The sequence below is a fragment of the Streptomyces sp. NBRC 110035 genome (genome assembly GCF_000829695.1).
Classification (GTDB): Bacteria; Actinomycetota; Actinomycetes; order Streptomycetales; family Streptomycetaceae; genus Streptomyces.
On the sequence record NZ_BBNN01000048.1, the window covers coordinates 12,397 to 28,898 of the forward strand.

Annotated in this window: 15 protein-coding genes; 8 read left to right on the top strand and 7 right to left on the bottom strand. The window is 72.3% G+C overall.

Annotated elements, in window-relative coordinates:
* Positions 1-186: 186 nt before the first annotated feature.
* The 4 genes from TU30_RS29405 to TU30_RS29420 are packed head-to-tail and all read left to right on the top strand — an operon-like array spanning position 187 to position 5,484.
* Positions 187-963 carry a redox-sensing transcriptional repressor Rex gene (locus tag TU30_RS29405; RefSeq protein ID WP_042175828.1) on the top strand — a complete coding sequence of 259 codons (777 nt, stop codon included), beginning with the start codon at positions 187-189 and terminating at the stop codon, positions 961-963.
* Positions 960-2,777, top strand: a complete 1,818-nt coding sequence (locus TU30_RS29410; protein WP_042175829.1) for a glutamyl-tRNA reductase — start codon at positions 960-962, stop codon at positions 2,775-2,777. Before TU30_RS29405 ends, TU30_RS29410 begins: the two co-directional genes overlap by 4 nt.
* Complete coding sequence (hemC, locus tag TU30_RS29415) at positions 2,774-3,772, top strand: hydroxymethylbilane synthase (RefSeq protein ID WP_042175830.1); 999 nt, start codon at positions 2,774-2,776, stop codon at positions 3,770-3,772. The genes TU30_RS29410 and hemC overlap by 4 nt, the downstream gene beginning before the upstream one ends.
* Entirely contained in the window at positions 3,769-5,484 is a 1,716-nt protein-coding gene (locus TU30_RS29420; RefSeq protein WP_042175831.1) for a uroporphyrinogen-III synthase, read from the top strand. The genes hemC and TU30_RS29420 overlap by 4 nt, the downstream gene beginning before the upstream one ends.
* An 89-nt stretch (positions 5,485-5,573) precedes the next feature.
* Here TU30_RS29420 and TU30_RS36640 read toward each other — a convergent pair whose 3' ends face one another.
* Positions 5,574-5,783 (bottom strand): hypothetical protein, encoded by a 210-nt coding sequence (locus tag TU30_RS36640; protein WP_199816917.1) that lies wholly within the window; start codon positions 5,781-5,783, stop codon positions 5,574-5,576.
* 10 nt (positions 5,784-5,793) lie between these two features.
* Between TU30_RS36640 and TU30_RS29425 the strand changes: the two genes are divergently transcribed.
* Entirely contained in the window at positions 5,794-6,222 is a 429-nt protein-coding gene (locus TU30_RS29425) for an ATP-binding protein (RefSeq protein ID WP_042175832.1), read from the top strand.
* 73 nt (positions 6,223-6,295) lie between these two features.
* On the opposite strand, the gene TU30_RS36260 is transcribed toward TU30_RS29425, so the two are convergent.
* Positions 6,296-6,694, bottom strand: a complete 399-nt coding sequence (locus TU30_RS36260; protein ID WP_158719389.1) for a hypothetical protein — start codon at positions 6,692-6,694, stop codon at positions 6,296-6,298.
* Between the two features lie 134 nt (positions 6,695-6,828).
* Positions 6,829-9,006 (bottom strand): RNA polymerase recycling motor ATPase HelR, encoded by a 2,178-nt coding sequence (helR, locus tag TU30_RS29435; RefSeq protein ID WP_199816915.1) that lies wholly within the window; start codon positions 9,004-9,006, stop codon positions 6,829-6,831.
* A gap of 394 nt (positions 9,007-9,400) precedes the next feature.
* Between helR and hemB the strand changes: the two genes are divergently transcribed.
* On the top strand, positions 9,401-10,393 hold the full coding sequence (gene hemB / locus TU30_RS29440; RefSeq protein ID WP_042175835.1) for a porphobilinogen synthase: 993 nt from the start codon (positions 9,401-9,403) through the stop codon (positions 10,391-10,393).
* Between the two features lie 79 nt (positions 10,394-10,472).
* Here the strand turns inward: hemB and TU30_RS29445 are convergent, their stop codons facing one another.
* Positions 10,473-10,664: a hypothetical protein gene (locus TU30_RS29445; RefSeq protein WP_042175837.1), complete on the bottom strand. Its 192-nt coding sequence runs from the start codon at positions 10,662-10,664 to the stop codon at positions 10,473-10,475.
* A 188-nt stretch (positions 10,665-10,852) separates the two neighbouring features.
* Here TU30_RS29445 and TU30_RS29450 point away from each other — a divergent pair, with 188 nt between their 5' ends.
* The gene (locus tag TU30_RS29450; RefSeq protein ID WP_042175840.1) at positions 10,853-11,992 is read left to right on the top strand and encodes a glutathione-independent formaldehyde dehydrogenase; all 1,140 of its coding nucleotides are present in this window, start codon (positions 10,853-10,855) and stop codon (positions 11,990-11,992) included.
* A gap of 32 nt (positions 11,993-12,024) precedes the next feature.
* On the opposite strand, the gene TU30_RS29455 is transcribed toward TU30_RS29450, so the two are convergent.
* Both TU30_RS29455 and TU30_RS29460 read right to left on the bottom strand, forming a co-directional pair.
* Positions 12,025-12,981: an XRE family transcriptional regulator gene (locus tag TU30_RS29455; RefSeq protein ID WP_078878609.1), complete on the bottom strand. Its 957-nt coding sequence runs from the start codon at positions 12,979-12,981 to the stop codon at positions 12,025-12,027.
* The gene (locus TU30_RS29460; protein ID WP_042175842.1) at positions 12,978-13,805 is read right to left on the bottom strand and encodes a peptidoglycan-binding protein; all 828 of its coding nucleotides are present in this window, start codon (positions 13,803-13,805) and stop codon (positions 12,978-12,980) included. Before TU30_RS29460 ends, TU30_RS29455 begins: the two co-directional genes overlap by 4 nt.
* A 278-nt stretch (positions 13,806-14,083) precedes the next feature.
* On the opposite strand from TU30_RS29460, the gene TU30_RS29465 reads away from it, so the two are divergent.
* Positions 14,084-14,536: a peptidoglycan-binding protein gene (locus tag TU30_RS29465; protein ID WP_042175845.1), complete on the top strand. Its 453-nt coding sequence runs from the start codon at positions 14,084-14,086 to the stop codon at positions 14,534-14,536.
* Positions 14,537-14,645: 109 nt separating this feature from the next.
* Here TU30_RS29465 and argS read toward each other — a convergent pair whose 3' ends face one another.
* Complete coding sequence (argS, locus tag TU30_RS29470) at positions 14,646-16,421, bottom strand: arginine--tRNA ligase (RefSeq protein WP_042175847.1); 1,776 nt, start codon at positions 16,419-16,421, stop codon at positions 14,646-14,648.
* Positions 16,422-16,502: the final 81 nt, after the last annotated feature.

Below are 16,502 nucleotides of genomic sequence, written 5' to 3' on the forward strand. Positions count from 1 at the left end.
AGGGAGCCGGGGCGCTCGTGCGCCGGTTCCGCGCGAGTGCGCCGGGGGTGCGTGACCCCGGTCACTTTGGGCGGACAAAACGGACACCATCTTTGTGCACGCGTTCACAAAGACATAGCCTGCATTCGACGGGGCGGTCCGGGGACGTATGACCGCCTGAAGCCCCGCTCTACCCGCAGGAGCACCGTGGCAACTGGCCGAACTCACCGACCGGCGACCCGTAGCCGAGGGATTCCCGAGGCCACCGTCGCCAGGCTTCCGCTGTACCTCCGCGCCCTCACCGCGCTCTCCGAGCGCTCGGTGCCCACGGTTTCCTCGGAGGAACTGGCGGCTGCCGCGGGCGTCAACTCCGCGAAGCTGCGCAAGGACTTCTCCTACCTGGGTTCCTACGGGACCCGGGGTGTGGGCTACGACGTCGAGTATCTCGTGTACCAGATCTCCCGCGAACTCGGCCTGACCCAGGACTGGCCGGTCGTGATCGTCGGTATCGGTAACCTCGGTGCCGCGCTCGCCAACTACGGCGGGTTCGCCTCCCGCGGGTTCAGGGTCGCCGCGCTCATCGACGCCGACCCCGCGATGGCCGGGAAGCCCGTCGCCGGGATACCCGTGCAGCACACCGACGAACTGGAGCAGATCGTCGAGGACGAGGGTGTGTCGATCGGTGTGATCGCGACGCCGGCCGGCGCCGCCCAGCAGGTCTGCGAGCGTCTCGTGGCCGCGGGGGTCACCTCCATCCTGAACTTCGCGCCGACCGTGCTGTCCGTCCCGGACGGCGTCGACGTGCGCAAGGTGGACCTCTCCATCGAGCTGCAGATCCTCGCCTTCCACGAGCAGCGCAAGGCCGGCGAGCTGGCCGCCGCCTCCGTCCAGCCGCCCGTCGTCACGCGCCGGGGCGCCGCGGACCAGGAGCCCGCCGTCGACCAGGAACCCGACGGGGACGTACCCGCCGTGATGCCGACATGAGTCTCCTCGTCGTCGGACTGAGCCACCGCAGCGCGCCGGTCAGTGTGCTGGACCGGGCCTCGCTGAGCACGGACGCGCAGACCAAGCTGCTGCAGGACACGGTCGCCGCCGAACCGGCCACCGAGGCCGCGGTGCTCGCCACCTGCAACCGCATCGAGCTGTACGCCGACGTGGACAAGTTCCACGCCGGTGTCGCCGAGCTGTCCACGCTGCTGGCCCAGCACAGCGGGGTCGGCCTGGAGGAGCTCACCCCCCATCTCTACGTGCACTACGAGGACCGCGCCGTCCACCACATGTTCTCGGTGGCCTGCGGACTGGACTCGATGGTGGTCGGTGAGGGGCAGGTCCTCGGCCAGATCAAGGACTCGCTGGCGCGTGCGCAGGCACTGCACACCGCCGGCCGGCTGATGAACGACCTGTTCCAGCAGGCGCTCCGGGTCGGCAAGCGGGCCCACTCGGAGACCGGCATCGACCGCGCCGGGCAGTCCCTGGTCACCTTCGGCCTGGAGCAGCTGGCCCTCGGCACACCCGTCGAGACCTGGGCACAGGGCAAGAAGGCCCTGATCATAGGCGCCGGTTCGATGTCGTCACTGGCCGCGGCCACGCTCGCGCGGACCGGCGTCCGCGAGATCGTGATCGCCAACCGCACCGCCGACCGCGCCGAGCGCCTGGTCGCCCTGCTCGGAGAGCAGTATGGACGAAGCCCGGCGGAGGGCGACGACACGGACGTGCTGGCCCGCGCGGTACCGATGGGATCGGTGCCGTTCGAGCTGACACGTGCCGACGTGGTCGTCTCCTGCACGGGCGCGACCGGGCTCGTCCTCACCGCCGAGGCGATCGCCGCCGGTGTCGAGGGCCGGGCCGGGGCGCAGCCGGAGACCGCGCGCGGTGGGCTGCCGGACACCGCCCTGCGCGGTGAGGCGCCGGAGACCGTACGGGGCGAGGTGCCGGAGGAGGCCCGGACGGCGTCCCTGCCTCCGGTGAGCATCGGTACCGACGAGGACTGCCCGCTGGACCTGTCCTCCGTGCCCCCCGGCTTCTCCGTGATGGGCGAGGCGGCCGTCGCCGGCATGGACGCGGCGACGCTGGAGCAGCACGCGGCGTGGGCCGCGGGCAGCACCGTCGACCGCCGTCGGGCCGGCCGGCGCGGCGTCGAAGCGGACCAGGTGGACCCCGAGCTGATCGGCGCGCTGGCCGCGACCGCGGCGAGCGTCGGCCGGATCCCCGAGCGGCGCCGTCCGGAGCCGGTGGCCGGGCCGCCGCGCCCGGAGCCCGTGCTGCACCTGCTCGACCTCGCGATGCCGCGCGACATCGACGCCGCCGCGCACCGCCTCGCCGGGGTGCGGCTGGTGGACATCGAGGCGCTCGCCCAGGCGTCCGCGGACGCTCCGATGGCTGCCGACGTGGACCAGGTCCGGCGTATCGTCTCCGACGAGGTGGCGGCGTTCGGGGCGGCACAGCGGGCCGCGCACATCACGCCGACCGTGGTCGCGCTGCGCACCATGGCCGCGGATGTGGTGGCCGGTGAGATCGCCCGCCTCGAGGGCCGGCTGCCCGGCCTGGACGACAAGCACCGCGCGGAGATCACCCAGACCGTGCGGCGGGTGGTCGACAAGCTGCTGCACGCGCCGACCGTGCGGGTCAAGCAGCTCGCGGCCGAACCCGGCGGCGCCGGGTACGCGGACGCGTTGCGCACCCTGTTCGACCTCGACCCCGAGACGGTGGCCTCCGTCTCCCGAGCCGAGGAAAGCACCGAGAAGAACGCGAAGAGCGCGACCATCGCGTACATCGCAGAGAACCGAGGGCCGGCATGACTGGAAAGGCACTGAGGCTCGGGACCAGGCGGAGCAAGCTCGCCATGGCTCAGTCCGGGCAGGTGGCGGATGCCGTGAGCCAGGTGACCGGACGGCCTGTCGAGCTCGTCCCGATCACCACGTACGGCGACACGTCGCGCGAGCACCTCTCGCAGATCGGCGGTACGGGCGTCTTCGTGGCTGCGCTGCGCGACGCCCTGGTGCGCGGCGAGGTGGACTTCGCGGTGCACTCGCTGAAGGACCTGCCGACCGCACCGCACGACGAGCTGGTCCTGGCCGCGGTACCGGAGCGCGAGGACCCGCGGGACGTGCTCATCGGGCGCGACGCGCTCAAGCTCACGGACCTTCCGCGCGGCGCCCGCATCGGCACCGGCGCGGCGCGCCGGGTGGCCCAGCTGAACGCGTACGCGGTCGCCCGCGGCCTGGAGTTCGAGACGGTGCCGATACGCGGCAACGTCGACACCCGGATCGGGTACGTCACCAGCGGTGAGCTGGACGCCGTCGTGCTGGCCGCCGCCGGACTGAACCGGGTCGGGCGCAGCGACGAGGTGACCGACTTCCTGTCGGTCGACACGGTTTTGCCCGCCCCCGGCCAGGGGGCCCTGGCGGTCGAGTGTTCCGTGCGCGACACGGAGCTGACCGCCGCGCTCGCCGAGCTCGACGACCCGTTCACGCGGGCCGCCGTGACGGCCGAGCGGTCACTGCTCGCCGCCCTGGAGGCCGGCTGCACCGCCCCTGTGGGGGCGCTCGCCGACCTTCCCCCGGTTCTCGGCTTCGCCCGAGACCGGGGGGACCCCCAGACGGACGGGTCGATTGTCAAGGAAATGCGCCTGCGGGGCGTCGTCGGCACGACCGACGGCACCACGCTGGTGCAGCTGTCCACCACCGGTCCCGTGCCCGAGACGCATGAGGCGGCGATGGCGCTCGGTCGCGAACTCGCCACCGGGATGCTCGCGCAGGGCGCGGCCGGTCTGATGGGGGAGCGAGCACTGTGAGCCCCACCACCCTTCCACCCCCTCCGGAACACGGGTACGTCACCTTCCTCGGTGCCGGACCCGGGGATCCGGGACTGCTGACTCTGCGCGCCGTCGAGGCGCTGGCGAGCGCGGACGTTCTCGTCGCCGAGCACGAGGTGCTCGACGTCGTACGCCGGCATGCCAGGCAGGGCGTCGCCGAGGTGCCCACGGACACGGACTCGGCGGGTTCCTCCGCGATGTCCGCTCCGGGCACAGGCACGCCTCAACTCACGGTTGTTGACGGCGCGTCACCAACCGTTGGCGCACCCGCGGTGCGGGATGCGGCACATCTTGTCATGGAGGCCGCGCGGGGCGGCAGGCGGGTCGTCCGTGCGGTGGCCGGTGATCCCGGCCTCGACGCGTACGCCGCCGAGGAGATGCTCGCGTGCGTGGCGGCCGGGGTGACCTTCGAGGTCGTGCCCGGTGTCGCGGCGGCGGTGGGCGTGCCCGCGTACGCCGGTGTGCCCCTGCGGGACGCGCAAGGCGCGGACGTACGGTTCGTGGACGCGCGCACCGCGTCCGAACGCTGCTGGACCGAGGTCGGGGTGTCCGACGGCACGGTGGTCGTCTCCGCGACGCTCGACTCGGTGGCCGCGGCGGCGGGCGAACTGGTGTCCGCCGGTCGCAAGCCCGACACCCCGCTGACGGTGACCGTCGCCGGTACGACGACCCGGCAGCGCACCTGGACGGCGACGCTCGGCACGATCGCGCAGACGCTGAAGCAGGCGAAGGTGCTGCCGTCGCCCGAGGGCGGCCGGCCCGTCATAGCCGTGCTCGGTGAGCGTTCCGCCCCCGCCCAGCGCGACCGGCTGGCGTGGTTCGAGTCCAAGCCGATGTTCGGCTGGAAGGTGCTCGTGCCGCGCACGAAGGAGCAGGCGGCGTCGCTCTCCGACCAGCTGCGGTCCTACGGCGCGGTGCCGCACGAGGTGCCGACCATCGCCGTCGAACCGCCTCGTACCCCGCAGCAGATGGATCGGGCGGTCAAGGGCCTGGTCACGGGCCGCTACGAGTGGATCGCCTTCACCTCCGTCAACGCGGTCAAGGCGGTGCGGGAGAAGTTCGAGGAGTACGGTCTCGACGCCCGCGCCTTCGCCGGGATCAAGGTCGCGGCGGTCGGCGAACAGACCGCCAACGCGCTGATCGCCTTCGGCGTCAAGCCCGACCTGGTGCCCAGCGGCGAGCAGTCGGCGGCGGGGCTCCTGGAGGACTGGCCGCCCTACGACCCGGTCTTCGACCCGATCGACCGCGTCTTCCTGCCGCGCGCCGACATCGCCACCGAGACGCTGGTGGCCGGCCTGATCGAGCTGGGCTGGGAGGTCGACGACGTCACCGCCTACCGCACGGTGCGCGCCTCGCCGCCGCCGGCGGAGACCCGCGAGGCCATCAAGGGCGGCGGCTTCGACGCGGTGCTCTTCACCTCGTCGTCGACGGTCCGGAACCTGGTCGGCATCGCGGGCAAGCCGCACAACGTGACGGTCATCGCCTGCATCGGCCCGGCGACGGCGAAGACGGCCGAGGAACACGGGCTGCGGGTCGACGTCATGGCCCCGGAGCCGTCCGTGCACAAGCTGGCGGAGGCCCTGGCCGACTTCGGCGCGCGGCGCCGGCTGGCCGCGCTGGAGGCCGGCGACCCGGTCACCCGGCCGAGCGAGCGCCGGCCGGGGGCGCGCAGGCGCCGGTCGACGACCTGAGATGAGAGGGGCGCCCTTTCGGGGGCGCCTCTTCTCGTCCGGCCTGCGACGTCTTGAGCACGTCCGCCCAAGATCCGCGTGTTGTCGCCTCAGGCGTGCATCAGCGGAAGCTGTTCAAGACGTTCGTCGATGGCCCTGACCACCATGTCGGGAACGGGGTGGTCCCGTTTCACCTGAGGCCACGAGGTGGCGAGGGCCGCGACGCTCTCCCGCACGATCGAGGCGATCACCGGGCACACCACGGGCAGCCGCCGGTGGCACGGGCCGCTCTCCTTCACAGCAGGACCGAGACTGAGCACGCCGGGTGAGGTGAATCACGAAACCGTCACACCGCGTGCTCCGCTGCACCGGTTCACCGTGCCGCTGTCCGCCACCCGCCGGGGCGCCCGTCTCGCCCGCCTGCCCGCCGCCGAGCAACTGGACGCCTGGGGGCTGCCGCTGGACCCGGCCCGGCTGATCGTCGCCGAACTCGCCACGAACGCCGTCGTGCACGGCCGTGTTCCCGGCCGGGGCTTCCGGTTCGGCCTCACCGTCACAGCGCCCGCCACCCTTCGTGTCGAGGTCACCGACCCCCGGGGCGATCAACTGCCCGCGCAGGCCCGAGCGTCCGCCGGGGCGGGTCCCCCGGAGTCCGGGTACGGCCTGCTCCTGGTCGAGGAACTGGCCGACCGATGGGGCGTACGAACAGGCCCGGTGCCGTGCAAATCCGTGTGGGCGGAACTGGACCTCGGCCGGTGACCCGGGGCCCGTCAGCCGCGCGGGCCTGGAGGGACGCGCTCCCACACGGCCCGGCTCCCCTGACGTCCGCGGGTCACGCTGGTCGTCTCGGCGGGTGATGCGCCATCCGGACATCCATCCGCCGCGGCCGTGATGACGGGCCGGGCACGAGCAGGTGCACTCGTACCCGGAGACGTTCATGCAGCCGGGTTCGCACCTCTCCGAGCTGTTGTACTCGCGTCCGAGGAGCACGGCCGTACCAGACGGCCGCGAGACCGCCGGTGCCGTCCTGCCCGAACAACCGGTGGACGCCGCCGTCGAGGTCGGGGTTCCCGGTCCGTCGGCGCAGCCGGTCGGTGGCTTCCTCGGCCGTGCCGGACGCGTCGCAGGGCCCGAAGCCGGTCCCGTCACCGTCGGCGTGGTCGAACCCGATGCGGGCCACGTCGGCGAGGGCGGGCGGAAGGCGGCGGTCGTCACCGGTCATCTCGTTCACGGGCGTACCGCACCCGCGACACCGCGACCGGTGCCGACGTACGGAAAACGCCCCGGGAGGACGGCCAAGCCACTGATGAGTGAGGGCGCATGCGCGGCCTGAACGTGTGCCTCCCCGGGCAACCCGTCAAGGCGTCAGGTGAGGACGACCAGTTGCCGGGTCGCCCGGGTCATTGCCACGTAGCGGTCGACGGCTCCCTCGACGCCCGTGCCGAACCTGTCCGGGTCGACGAGGACGACCAGGTCGAATTCGAGGCCCTTGGCGAGTTCCGGGGTCAGGGAGCGGATGCGGGGCGTGTCCCGGAACGTGGGGTCGCCGATGACGCAGGCGATTCCGTTGCCGTCCTCGTGGGCGGCCAGCCAGGTGTCGAGGACCGGGGCGAGGTCGGAGACCGGGCCGTGGACGACGGGGAGGCCGCCCGCGCGGACGGAGGCCGGGACGTTGGCGTCCGGGAGGGCGGCGCGGATGACCGGCTCGGCTTCCGTCATCACCTCCTGCGGCGTGCGGTAGTTGATGTTCAGGGAGGCGACGTCGATCCGGTCGAGGCCGATGCGCCGGAGCCGTTCCTGCCACGACTCGGTGAAGCCGTGCCTGGCCTGGGCGCGGTCCCCGACGATGGTGAAGCTCCGGGACGGGCAGCGCAGGAGCAGCATCTGCCACTGGGCGTCGGTGAGTTCCTGGGCCTCGTCCACGACGACGTGCGCGAACGGCCCCGCGAGCGCGTCCGGTTCGGGGGTGGGCAGGGCGCTCTCGTCGATCAGGCTGTCCCGCAGGTCCTGGCCGTGCAGCATGGTCACCGCACCCTCGCCGTCGTCGTCGGAGGCGATGACGTTGTCGATGACGCCGGCCATGCGCTCGCGCTGGGCGGCGATCGAGGCGTCGTGGCGGCGCTTGCGCAGGGACGACTTCGGGTCGCCGAGCCGCTGCCGGGCCGCGTCGAGGAGCGGCAGGTCGGACACCGTCCAGGCCTGGGCGTCCGCGCCCTCGCGCCGCAGGCGCCCGACCTCGTCGGGGCCGAGCCGGGGGGCGCACATGCGCAGGTACGCGGGGACCGACCACAGGTCGGAGACGACGTCGGTGGGTTCGAGGAGCGGCCAGGCGTTGTTGAGGGTGGTGACCAGGTCGTGGTTGCCGCGCAGGGCCCGCCGGAAGAGGCGGTCCGGCGGGGCCTCGCCTCCGTGCTTGTCCCTGAGGATCGTGACCAGTTCGTCCCAGATGTGCTCGCGCGCCTCGTTGTGCGGGGTGCCGGGCTCCGGGGCCCGGAAGGCCTCCGCCCAGTCGTCGGCGGTCAGCGCGACGGTCGACCAGGGGGTGGTCACCGCCATGCCCTGGGCGGGCGGGTCCTCGTAGAACCGTACGGCCGTCTCGATCGCCCTCACCATGTCCGCGGACGCCTTCAGGCGGGCCACCTCCGGGTCGCTCTCGACGGCTGCCGTGGGCCCCTCGGGGACGAGGTCGCGCAGCGTGCAGGTCTGCACGCCCTCCTCGCCGAGGCTGGGCAGGACGTCGGAGACGTACGCCAGGTAGGGCTGGTGCGGGCCGACGAACAGCACCCCGCCCCGGCGGTGGCCGAGGCGGGGGTCGGAGTAGAGCAGGTACGCGGAGCGGTGCAGGGCGACGACGGTCTTGCCCGTCCCCGGGCCGCCGTCGACGACCAGGGCGCCGCGCGAGCCCGCGCGGATGATGGCGTCCTGGTCGGCCTGGATGGTGCCGAGCACGTCCCGCATCCGGTCCGACCGGTCGCCGCCCAGACTGGCGACGAAGGCGGAGTGGTCGTCGAGCGCGGCGGCGTGCCCCTCGAGACCGTCGGCGGTGAACACCTCGTCCCAGTAGTCGCTGATCCGGCCGCCGGTCCAGCGGTACCTGCGGCGGCTCGCCAGCCCCATAGGGTCGGCGTGCGTCGCCGCGAAGAACGGCTCGGCGGCGGGGGAGCGCCAGTCGATCAGCAGGCGGCGGCCCGTGCTGTCGGTGAGGCCGAGCCGTCCGATGTACACCGGCTCGGGGTCGTCGGCGCTCACGATGTGCCCCAGGCACAGGTCCAGACCGAAACGGCGCAGGGCGCGCAGGCGGGCGGTCAGCCGGTGCACCTCCAGGTCCCGGTCCATCGCCTCCCGGCCGACGCCGCCGGGCGCCCTGAGGGTGGCGGCGCGGCGGTCGGACAGCTCGGCGACCGCCTCCTCGAGGCTCTCCGCGATGGCCGCGAAGTGCGCCTGGTCGTCGGCGATCAGCTTCGGGTCGGCCTTGGCCGCAAGACGCCCGGGGAGGTCGAACACGCTGGTGGGGATGATGGTCGGGTGGTTGGTCGGCTTCACGAGGAGCGATTCTGCGCCATGGCGGGGGCCTTGCCGCAAGCCCCCCGGTGCGCTGTACGTTGAGAGTGGCGAGGAGTGGGTTCTCCTTCTGGCCCCGCGTCCGGGCCCGCCGGACCGACTCACCGGACTCACGAAACCCCGTACACAAGCTCGTGCACGGGGTTTCGGCGGTCCTGGGTGGGCAGGGCCGCGACACGGGTGGCCGCCGCACCGTGCGGTTGGGGTACTCGGAGGCGGCGGGTGTCCCGGCGAGGCGGCGGGCGATGCCGCCCGGGGCGCCGGCGGGGGCCTCCCGCCCGGGCCCCCGCCCCGCGCCGGCGGCGGCCGAGCCCGTGGCGGCGGGCCGACTCGGCGTCGGCAAAGGCAGGGGGCGGGCGGGCGTAGCGTGGGAGGCATGACGACGTACGGATCTTTTCCCGGCACCCGGCCCCGGCGTCTGCGGACCACCCCCGCCATGCGCCGGATGGTCGCCGAGACCCGGCTGCACCCCGCCGACCTCATCCTGCCCGCCTTCGTGCGCGAGGGGATCGGTGAGCCGGTGCCGATCGAGGCGATGCCGGGCGTGGTGCAGCACACCCGGGACACCCTGAAGAAGGCGGCCGCGGAGGCCGTGGCGGCCGGGATCTCCGGGATCATGCTGTTCGGCGTGCCCGAGGAGTCCAAGAAGGACGCCCTCGGCACCCCCGGCACCGATCCGGACGGGATCCTCCAGGTCGCCCTGCGGGACGTGCGGGCCGAGGTCGGGGACGACCTGCTCGTCATGTCCGACCTGTGCCTCGACGAGACGACGGACCACGGGCACTGCGGAGTCCTGGACGACCGGGGCCGCGTCGACAACGACGCCACCCTTGAGCGGTACGCCGAGATGGCGCAGGTCCAGGCCGACGCGGGTGCCCACGTCGTCGGGCCCAGCGGGATGATGGACGGGCAGATCGGCGTCGTCCGTGACGCCCTCGACCAGATCGGCCGCGAGGACGTCGCGATCCTCGCCTACACCGCCAAGTACGCCTCCGCTTTCTACGGCCCCTTCCGCGAGGCCGTCGGTTCCTCGCTCAAGGGCGACCGCAAGACGTACCAGCAGGACCCGGCCAACGCCCGTGAGTCCCTGCGGGAGCTGGCCCTCGACCTCGACGAGGGCGCCGACATGGTGATGGTCAAGCCGGCCGGCCCCTACCTCGACATCCTCGCCAGGGTCGCCGACGCCGTGGACGTGCCCGTCGCCGCGTACCAGATCTCCGGTGAGTACGCGATGATCGAGGCCGCCGCCGAGAAGGGCTGGATCGACCGCGACCGGGCCGTCCTCGAGTCGCTCACCGGCATCAAGCGGGCCGGTGCGCAGAACATCCTCACCTACTGGGCGGTCGAGGTGGCCCGCACCCTGCGCTGACTCCGGCAACGCTTCAGCAGCCCGGGTCCGTCTCGCCCTCGCCCCGCCCCGCCCCGGCGGGGGCGGCCGGGCGGTGGTGTCAGCGGTCGGCGATGTCCTTGCGGAGGCCGTCGGAGAACTCCCACCACGACAGCGGGAGCCAGTCGCCGTTGACGAAGGCGTCGACGGTCGCGCCCCGGCCACGGACGGTCACGGTCGTTCCCGGCGGATAAGTGGTGCCGGACAGGCCCGGCACGGAGACCAGCAGGGTCCCCAGTCGTTGTGCTGACACTTCTCGCTCACCCTCATGATGTGCCGACGCGACACGGATTTTTGCACCGCTCCGCACCGAACTGCGTTCACGGTGAGATTACCGACTTGCCTGATGGTGTGGACCGAAGAACCATGAGGAATAGGTCACGCCGGGAAATCGGGGCGGGCGTGTGATCGGACGTGCGTTGTCGAACGAAGGGCGCGATCATGAAAGCCGTCGTTTACAAGGGGCCGTTCAGCGTCGAGGTCGAGGATGTGGAGAAGCCCCGCATCCAGCACCCGAACGACGTGATCGTACGGATCACCTCCACCGCGATATGCGGCTCCGACCTGCACATGTACGAGGGACGGACCGGCGCCGAGCCCGGCATCGTCTTCGGCCACGAGAACATGGGAATCGTCGAGGAGGTCGGTCAGGGCGTCACCGCGATCGAGGAGGGCGACCGCGTGGTCATGCCCTTCAACGTCGCCTGCGGGTTCTGCACCAACTGCGCCGCGGGATTCACCGGATACTGCACGACCGTCAATCCCGGCTTCGCCGGCGGCGCCTACGGCTATGTCTCCATGGGGCCCTGGCAGGGCGGCCAGGCCGAATACCTGCGCGTTCCCTACGCGGACTTCAACTGCCTGAAACTGCCTCAGGGAAAGGAGTACGAGAGCGATTTCATCCTGCTCGCCGACATCTTTCCCACCGGCTACCACGGCTGTGAGCTCGCCCAGGTCAGCCCCGGTGAGAGCGTCGCGGTGTACGGGGCGGGCCCGGTCGGGCTCATGGCCGCCTACTCGGCTCTGCTGCGCGGCGCGAAGAAGGTGTTCGTCGTGGACCGGGTCGCCGAGCGGCTGCAGAAGGCCGAGGAGATCGGCGCGGTGCCGGTCGACTTCTCCAAGGGCGACCCGGTCGAGCAGATCAAGGAGCAGACCGGGGGCGCCGGCACGGACAAGGGCGTGGACGCCGTCGGCTACCAGGCGACGGCGACGACACCGGGGGACACGCACGAGGAACCGGCGACCGTGCTCAACGCGCTCGTCGGCACGGTCAGGCCGACCGGAGCGCTCGGCGTGCCCGGACTCTACGTCCCGGCCGACCCGGGAGCACCGGACGAGCAGGCCAAGCAGGGCATGCTCCTCGTCGCGATCGGCAAGCTCTTCGAGAAGGGCCTGCGGATCGGGACGGGCCAGTGCAACGTGAAGCGCTACAACCGGCAACTGCGCGACATGATCATCGAGGGCAGGGCGAAGCCCAGCTTCGTCGTCTCCCACGAACTGGGCCTGGACCAGGCGTCGTCGGCCTACGACAAGTTCGACAAGCGGATCGAGGGCTACACGAAGGTCGTGCTGCACCCCTGACCGTCCGGGCCTGCGGCCCTTCGGAAGCGTGATCAGCGGACCGTGGCCTCGAAGCACTCCCGTCCCGGGGCCGTCGCGGAGCGGAAGCAGGCTCGTACGACGGTGCCCGGGCGGGATCTCGTCATGGGCGTGTAGACGTACGCCTTCGCGTCCAGGGCGTCCGTGACCTCGGCGGAGCGGGTCGGGCCGGCCGCGGTCAGCTCGACGCGGTCGCCCACCCGAGTGCCCCAGACACGGCCCCAGCTCGTTCCGCACTCGGAGCTGTACCGCACCTGCAGGTGGGCGCCGGAGGCGGTGCGGTGCTCGATGAGGGTGTCCGGGGGGAAGCCGCAGAGCATGTTCACCGGGTCCCTGCCCTCGCAGGCGGCCCCCCGGCAGCGGGGCGGGGGTGGGGCGGTCCCGGTCGCGGTTCCCGTGCCGCTGCCCGTTCCGGCCGTGAGCGGTGCCCGGGCTTCGTCGGGTGCCCGGTCGGACGGCAGGAGGAGGACGGTGGCGGTCATGCCTGCGGCGGCCACCGCCAGCACGGCCGCGATGACGGACGCGATGCGCCGGGGACCTCTGCGGGGCTCCGGTCCGTCCGCAGGCCGCGACGGGTCGGCCGGGGCGGGCGCCGGGGGTGCGGGCGGTGCCGGGCCGGGTTCCGGTGGTGCGGCCGGCGCCGGGGCACGGGCCTGGGCCGCCCGGCCGCTGCTCTCCGACTCCGCGAGCTCCCACAGGGCCAGGCAGCGTGCGGCCGGTTCCCCCGCCAGCCGGCACAGCTCCCGCACGGCCTCCCGGGGCGGCAGCGTCTCGCCCTTGAGATAGCGGCCCCAGGAGGACTTGCTGAACGGCGTGCGTTCCTCCAGCCGGGTCAGGCTCAGGCCCGCGCGTTCCTTGAGGTCCCGCAGGGCGGCGGTCAGCCGGGCACGCTCCGGTGACGGCGTACCAGCAGGTGCACTCGGCGTACGGGGTGTGCGCCGCGCGTCTCCGGAACCGTTCGGCGACCTCATCCCCGCAAGGCCCCCCAGGTGTGCGGGCCGACGATGCCGTCCACGACCAGACCGGCGTCCCGTTGCAGGCGGGTGACGGCGCGTTCGGTCAACGGGCCGTAGATGCCGTCGATGTCCCCCGGCGCGTAACCCGCGCGTTCCAGCAGGCACTGCACCTCGGCGACCTCCGGCCCGGCGTAGCCGTTCGCCAGGAGCTCCTCCTTCGTGTCGCTCTGCCCCGCGTACCAGAGACCGTCGACCCGCTCCACCCGGCAGGTGTACCCGGGTACGGCCGACGGTGACGACATCGCCGCCGCGGCCGACGACGTGGGCGACGTCGCGGCGCCGCCGTCCGTGCCCATCCGGCCGACCAGGACCGCAGCCGCCGACGCGGCCAGCAGGAGGGCCGCCACACCTGCGGCGACCGCGACCTGGAAGGCCCTCCCGCGCACCGGATCAGCCGTGTGGCCGGCGGTCGGCCCGGGGGGCTCCGCGGGCACGGCCGTGATCGGTTCCGCCGCCGGAGCCGGAGCCGGAGCCGTATCCGCAGTCGAAGCCGGAGGTGCCGTTGCCGTGCGTCCGTTCCAGGCCTCGGCGGCGACCTCCCACGCGGCGAGCAGCCGGGACGGCTCCTCGCCGTTGATCGAGGCGAGTGCCTCCACGGCCCCTCTCGGCGGCAGCGATCTGCCGCCGAGGTAGCGCTCCCACGACGAGGCGCTGTATCCGCTCTTCGACGCGAGCTGGCGCAGGCTCAGTCCGCTGTGGTCCTTCAGCCACCGTAAACGCACCACCAGGTTGCGTGCGCTCGGGTCGAGTTCAGCGGGCAGGGCCTTCCAGCGCGACATGTCCCCCCCACGCGTGTGCTCGGTTCCGGTCCCCCGTCGCATTGTGCAACAGCACCAACGGTGTGCCCGGGGAGGCGGTTCCCGCACCCGCACCGATTCGGCCACGGCCCCTCCCGCGGCACCTTCCCGGCGGAGCACATCCCCGCAGGTCGCAGGAGGGGGCGTCCCGTGCCGTCGTCACTTCTGAGGCAATCATGGCCGGGCCCGGCACCGGTCCGGCAGTGTCGTTGCCGAGCCGGCCGCTCCGGTCGGCGCCGCCCATTCGAAGGGGGAAACGAATGCGAGCCATGACGAAGGCACTCGTCAGCGTCACCACGGCCGTGGGGATAGCCGCCGGTGGCCTGGCCACCGCGGGCACCAGCTTCGCGGCACCGGCGCAGGACACCAAGGCCGTGGCGAGTGCCGAGGCGGTCGCTCCGCTCGCGGTGGTCAACCTCGGTCTGAGCACGGCGGAGGCCAAGAAGGTCCAGGACTGGCTGCGGACGTACTGGGGCTACACCGGGGCGAGGGACGGCCAGCTCGGCACCAACAGCTGGAAGGCCTTCCAGCGCGGTCTCAGGGCGTACTGGGGTTACAACGACGCGATCGACGGGATCGTCGGACCCAACACGGTGAAGGCGCTGCAGCGACTGCTGAAGGCACACTGGGGCTACACCGGCGCCATCGACGGCATCGCCGGCTCGGGGACCCAGGCCGCGTTCAAGCGGTTCGCCAACGCCAACTCCAGCTGACCGGAAGCCGGTCGGCCGGTTGACCGGCTGAACGGCCGTGGCCCGTCCTCTCTTCGGGGGAGAGGACGGGCCACGGTCCCGTGCGTGCGACCGTTCCGGTCAGGGGCGATCAGAGCCGCTCGGGCGTCCTGATGCCCAGCAGGGCCATGCCCCGGTGCAGCGTGCGGGCCGTGACGTCGCACAGGAACAGGCGGTTGGCCACCTGGTCCGGCGACCCGGCCTTCAGCACCGGGCACTTGTCGTAGAACGACGTGTACAGGGACGCCAGCTGGTACAGGTACGCGGCCAGCTTGTGCGGGGCGTACTCGCGGGCCGCGTCCGCCACCGTCTCCGCGAACGCGTCGACGTGCAGGCCCAGCGCCCGCTCGGCCGCGTGCAGCGCCAACTCCGGGTGCGCCGACGGGTGTACGCCCTCGGGGGCCTTGCGCAGGATCGACTGGATACGGGCGTAGGCGTACTGGAGGTACACCGACGTGTCGCCGTTCAGCGAGACCATCTGGTCGAGGTCGAACTTGTAGTCCCGGTTCGCCGACGTCGACAGGTCCGCGTACTTCACCGCGCCGACGCCCACCTGGGTGCCCCGCTCGGCGATCTCCTCCTCGGACAGGTCCTGTGCCTTCTCCCGGACCACCGCGGAAGCGCGGTCGACCGCCTCGTCCAGCAGGTCGACCAGCTTCACCGACTCGCCCTCGCGGGTCTTGAACGGCTTGCCGTCCTTGCCGAGGATCGTGCCGAACGCCAGCTGGAGCGCCGTCACACCGTCCCCGAGCCAGCCGGCCCGGCGCGCGGTCTCGAAGACCATCCTGAAGTGCAGCGCCTGCCGGGCGTCCACCACGTACAGCAGGGTGTCGGCCTTCAGGTGGAAGACACGGTCGCGGATCGCCGACAGGTCGGTCGCCGCGTAGCCGTAGCCGCCGTCCGACTTCTGCACGATCAGCGGGACCTGCTTGCCGTCCGGGCCCAGGACGTCCTCGAAGAACACGCACAGCGCGCCCTCGGAGCGGACCGCGACGCCCGACTCCTCCAGCAGGCGGCAGGTCTCGGCGAGCATGTCGTTGTAGCCGGACTCGCCGACGATGTCCGCGTCCTGGATCTCCATGTCCAGCTTGTCGAAGACGGAGAAGAAGTAGATCTTCGACTCGTCGACGAACTTCTGCCAGATGGCGAGCGTCTGCGGATCGCCCGCCTGGAGGTCGACCACCCGGCGCCGGGAGCGCGTCTTGAACTCCTCGTCGGAGTCGAACAGCTTCCGCGCGGTCTTGTAGAGGCGGTCCAGGTTGGACATCGCCTCCTGACCGGAGGCCTGGAGGCTCTCGGCGTCCTTGTGGTCCAACTCGTGCGGGTGCTCGTCCAGGTACTGGATGAGCATGCCGAACTGGGTTCCCCAGTCGCCGATGTGGTGGCGGCGCACCACGTTCTCCCCGGTGAACTCGAGGAGCCGGACGACGGAGTCGCCGATCACGGCGGACCGCAGGTGGCCGACGTGCATCTCCTTCGCCACGTTCGGCTGGGCGTAGTCGATCACCGTGGTGCCGGGGTCCGGGACCACCGGCACGCCGAGGCGCTCGGGGTCCGCGTACCGCGCGGCGAGGTTCGCGGTGATCGCCCGGTCCGCGATCGTGAGGTTGAGGAAGCCGGGTCCGGAGACCTCGACGTCCTTGAGCAGCTCGTCACCGGTGACGACGTGCGCGACGACCTCGGCGGCCAGCTCCCGCGGGTTCGCCTTCGCCTTCTTGGCCAGCGCCAGGATGCCGTTGGCCTGGTAGTCCGCCCGGTCGCTTCGGCGCAGCAGCGGGTCCGCGCCGGCGGCCTCGGGCCGGACGGCCGAGAGCGCGGACGCGAGATGCTGCTGGACGGAGTCGCTGAGGGACGTGACCGAGGCCATGGAGTGGCTGCCGTTCTGCTCGGGTTGTGGGAGTGCTACGGAAACCGAGTATCCCACGCGGTGAAAAGCGGTTTTCGCGGA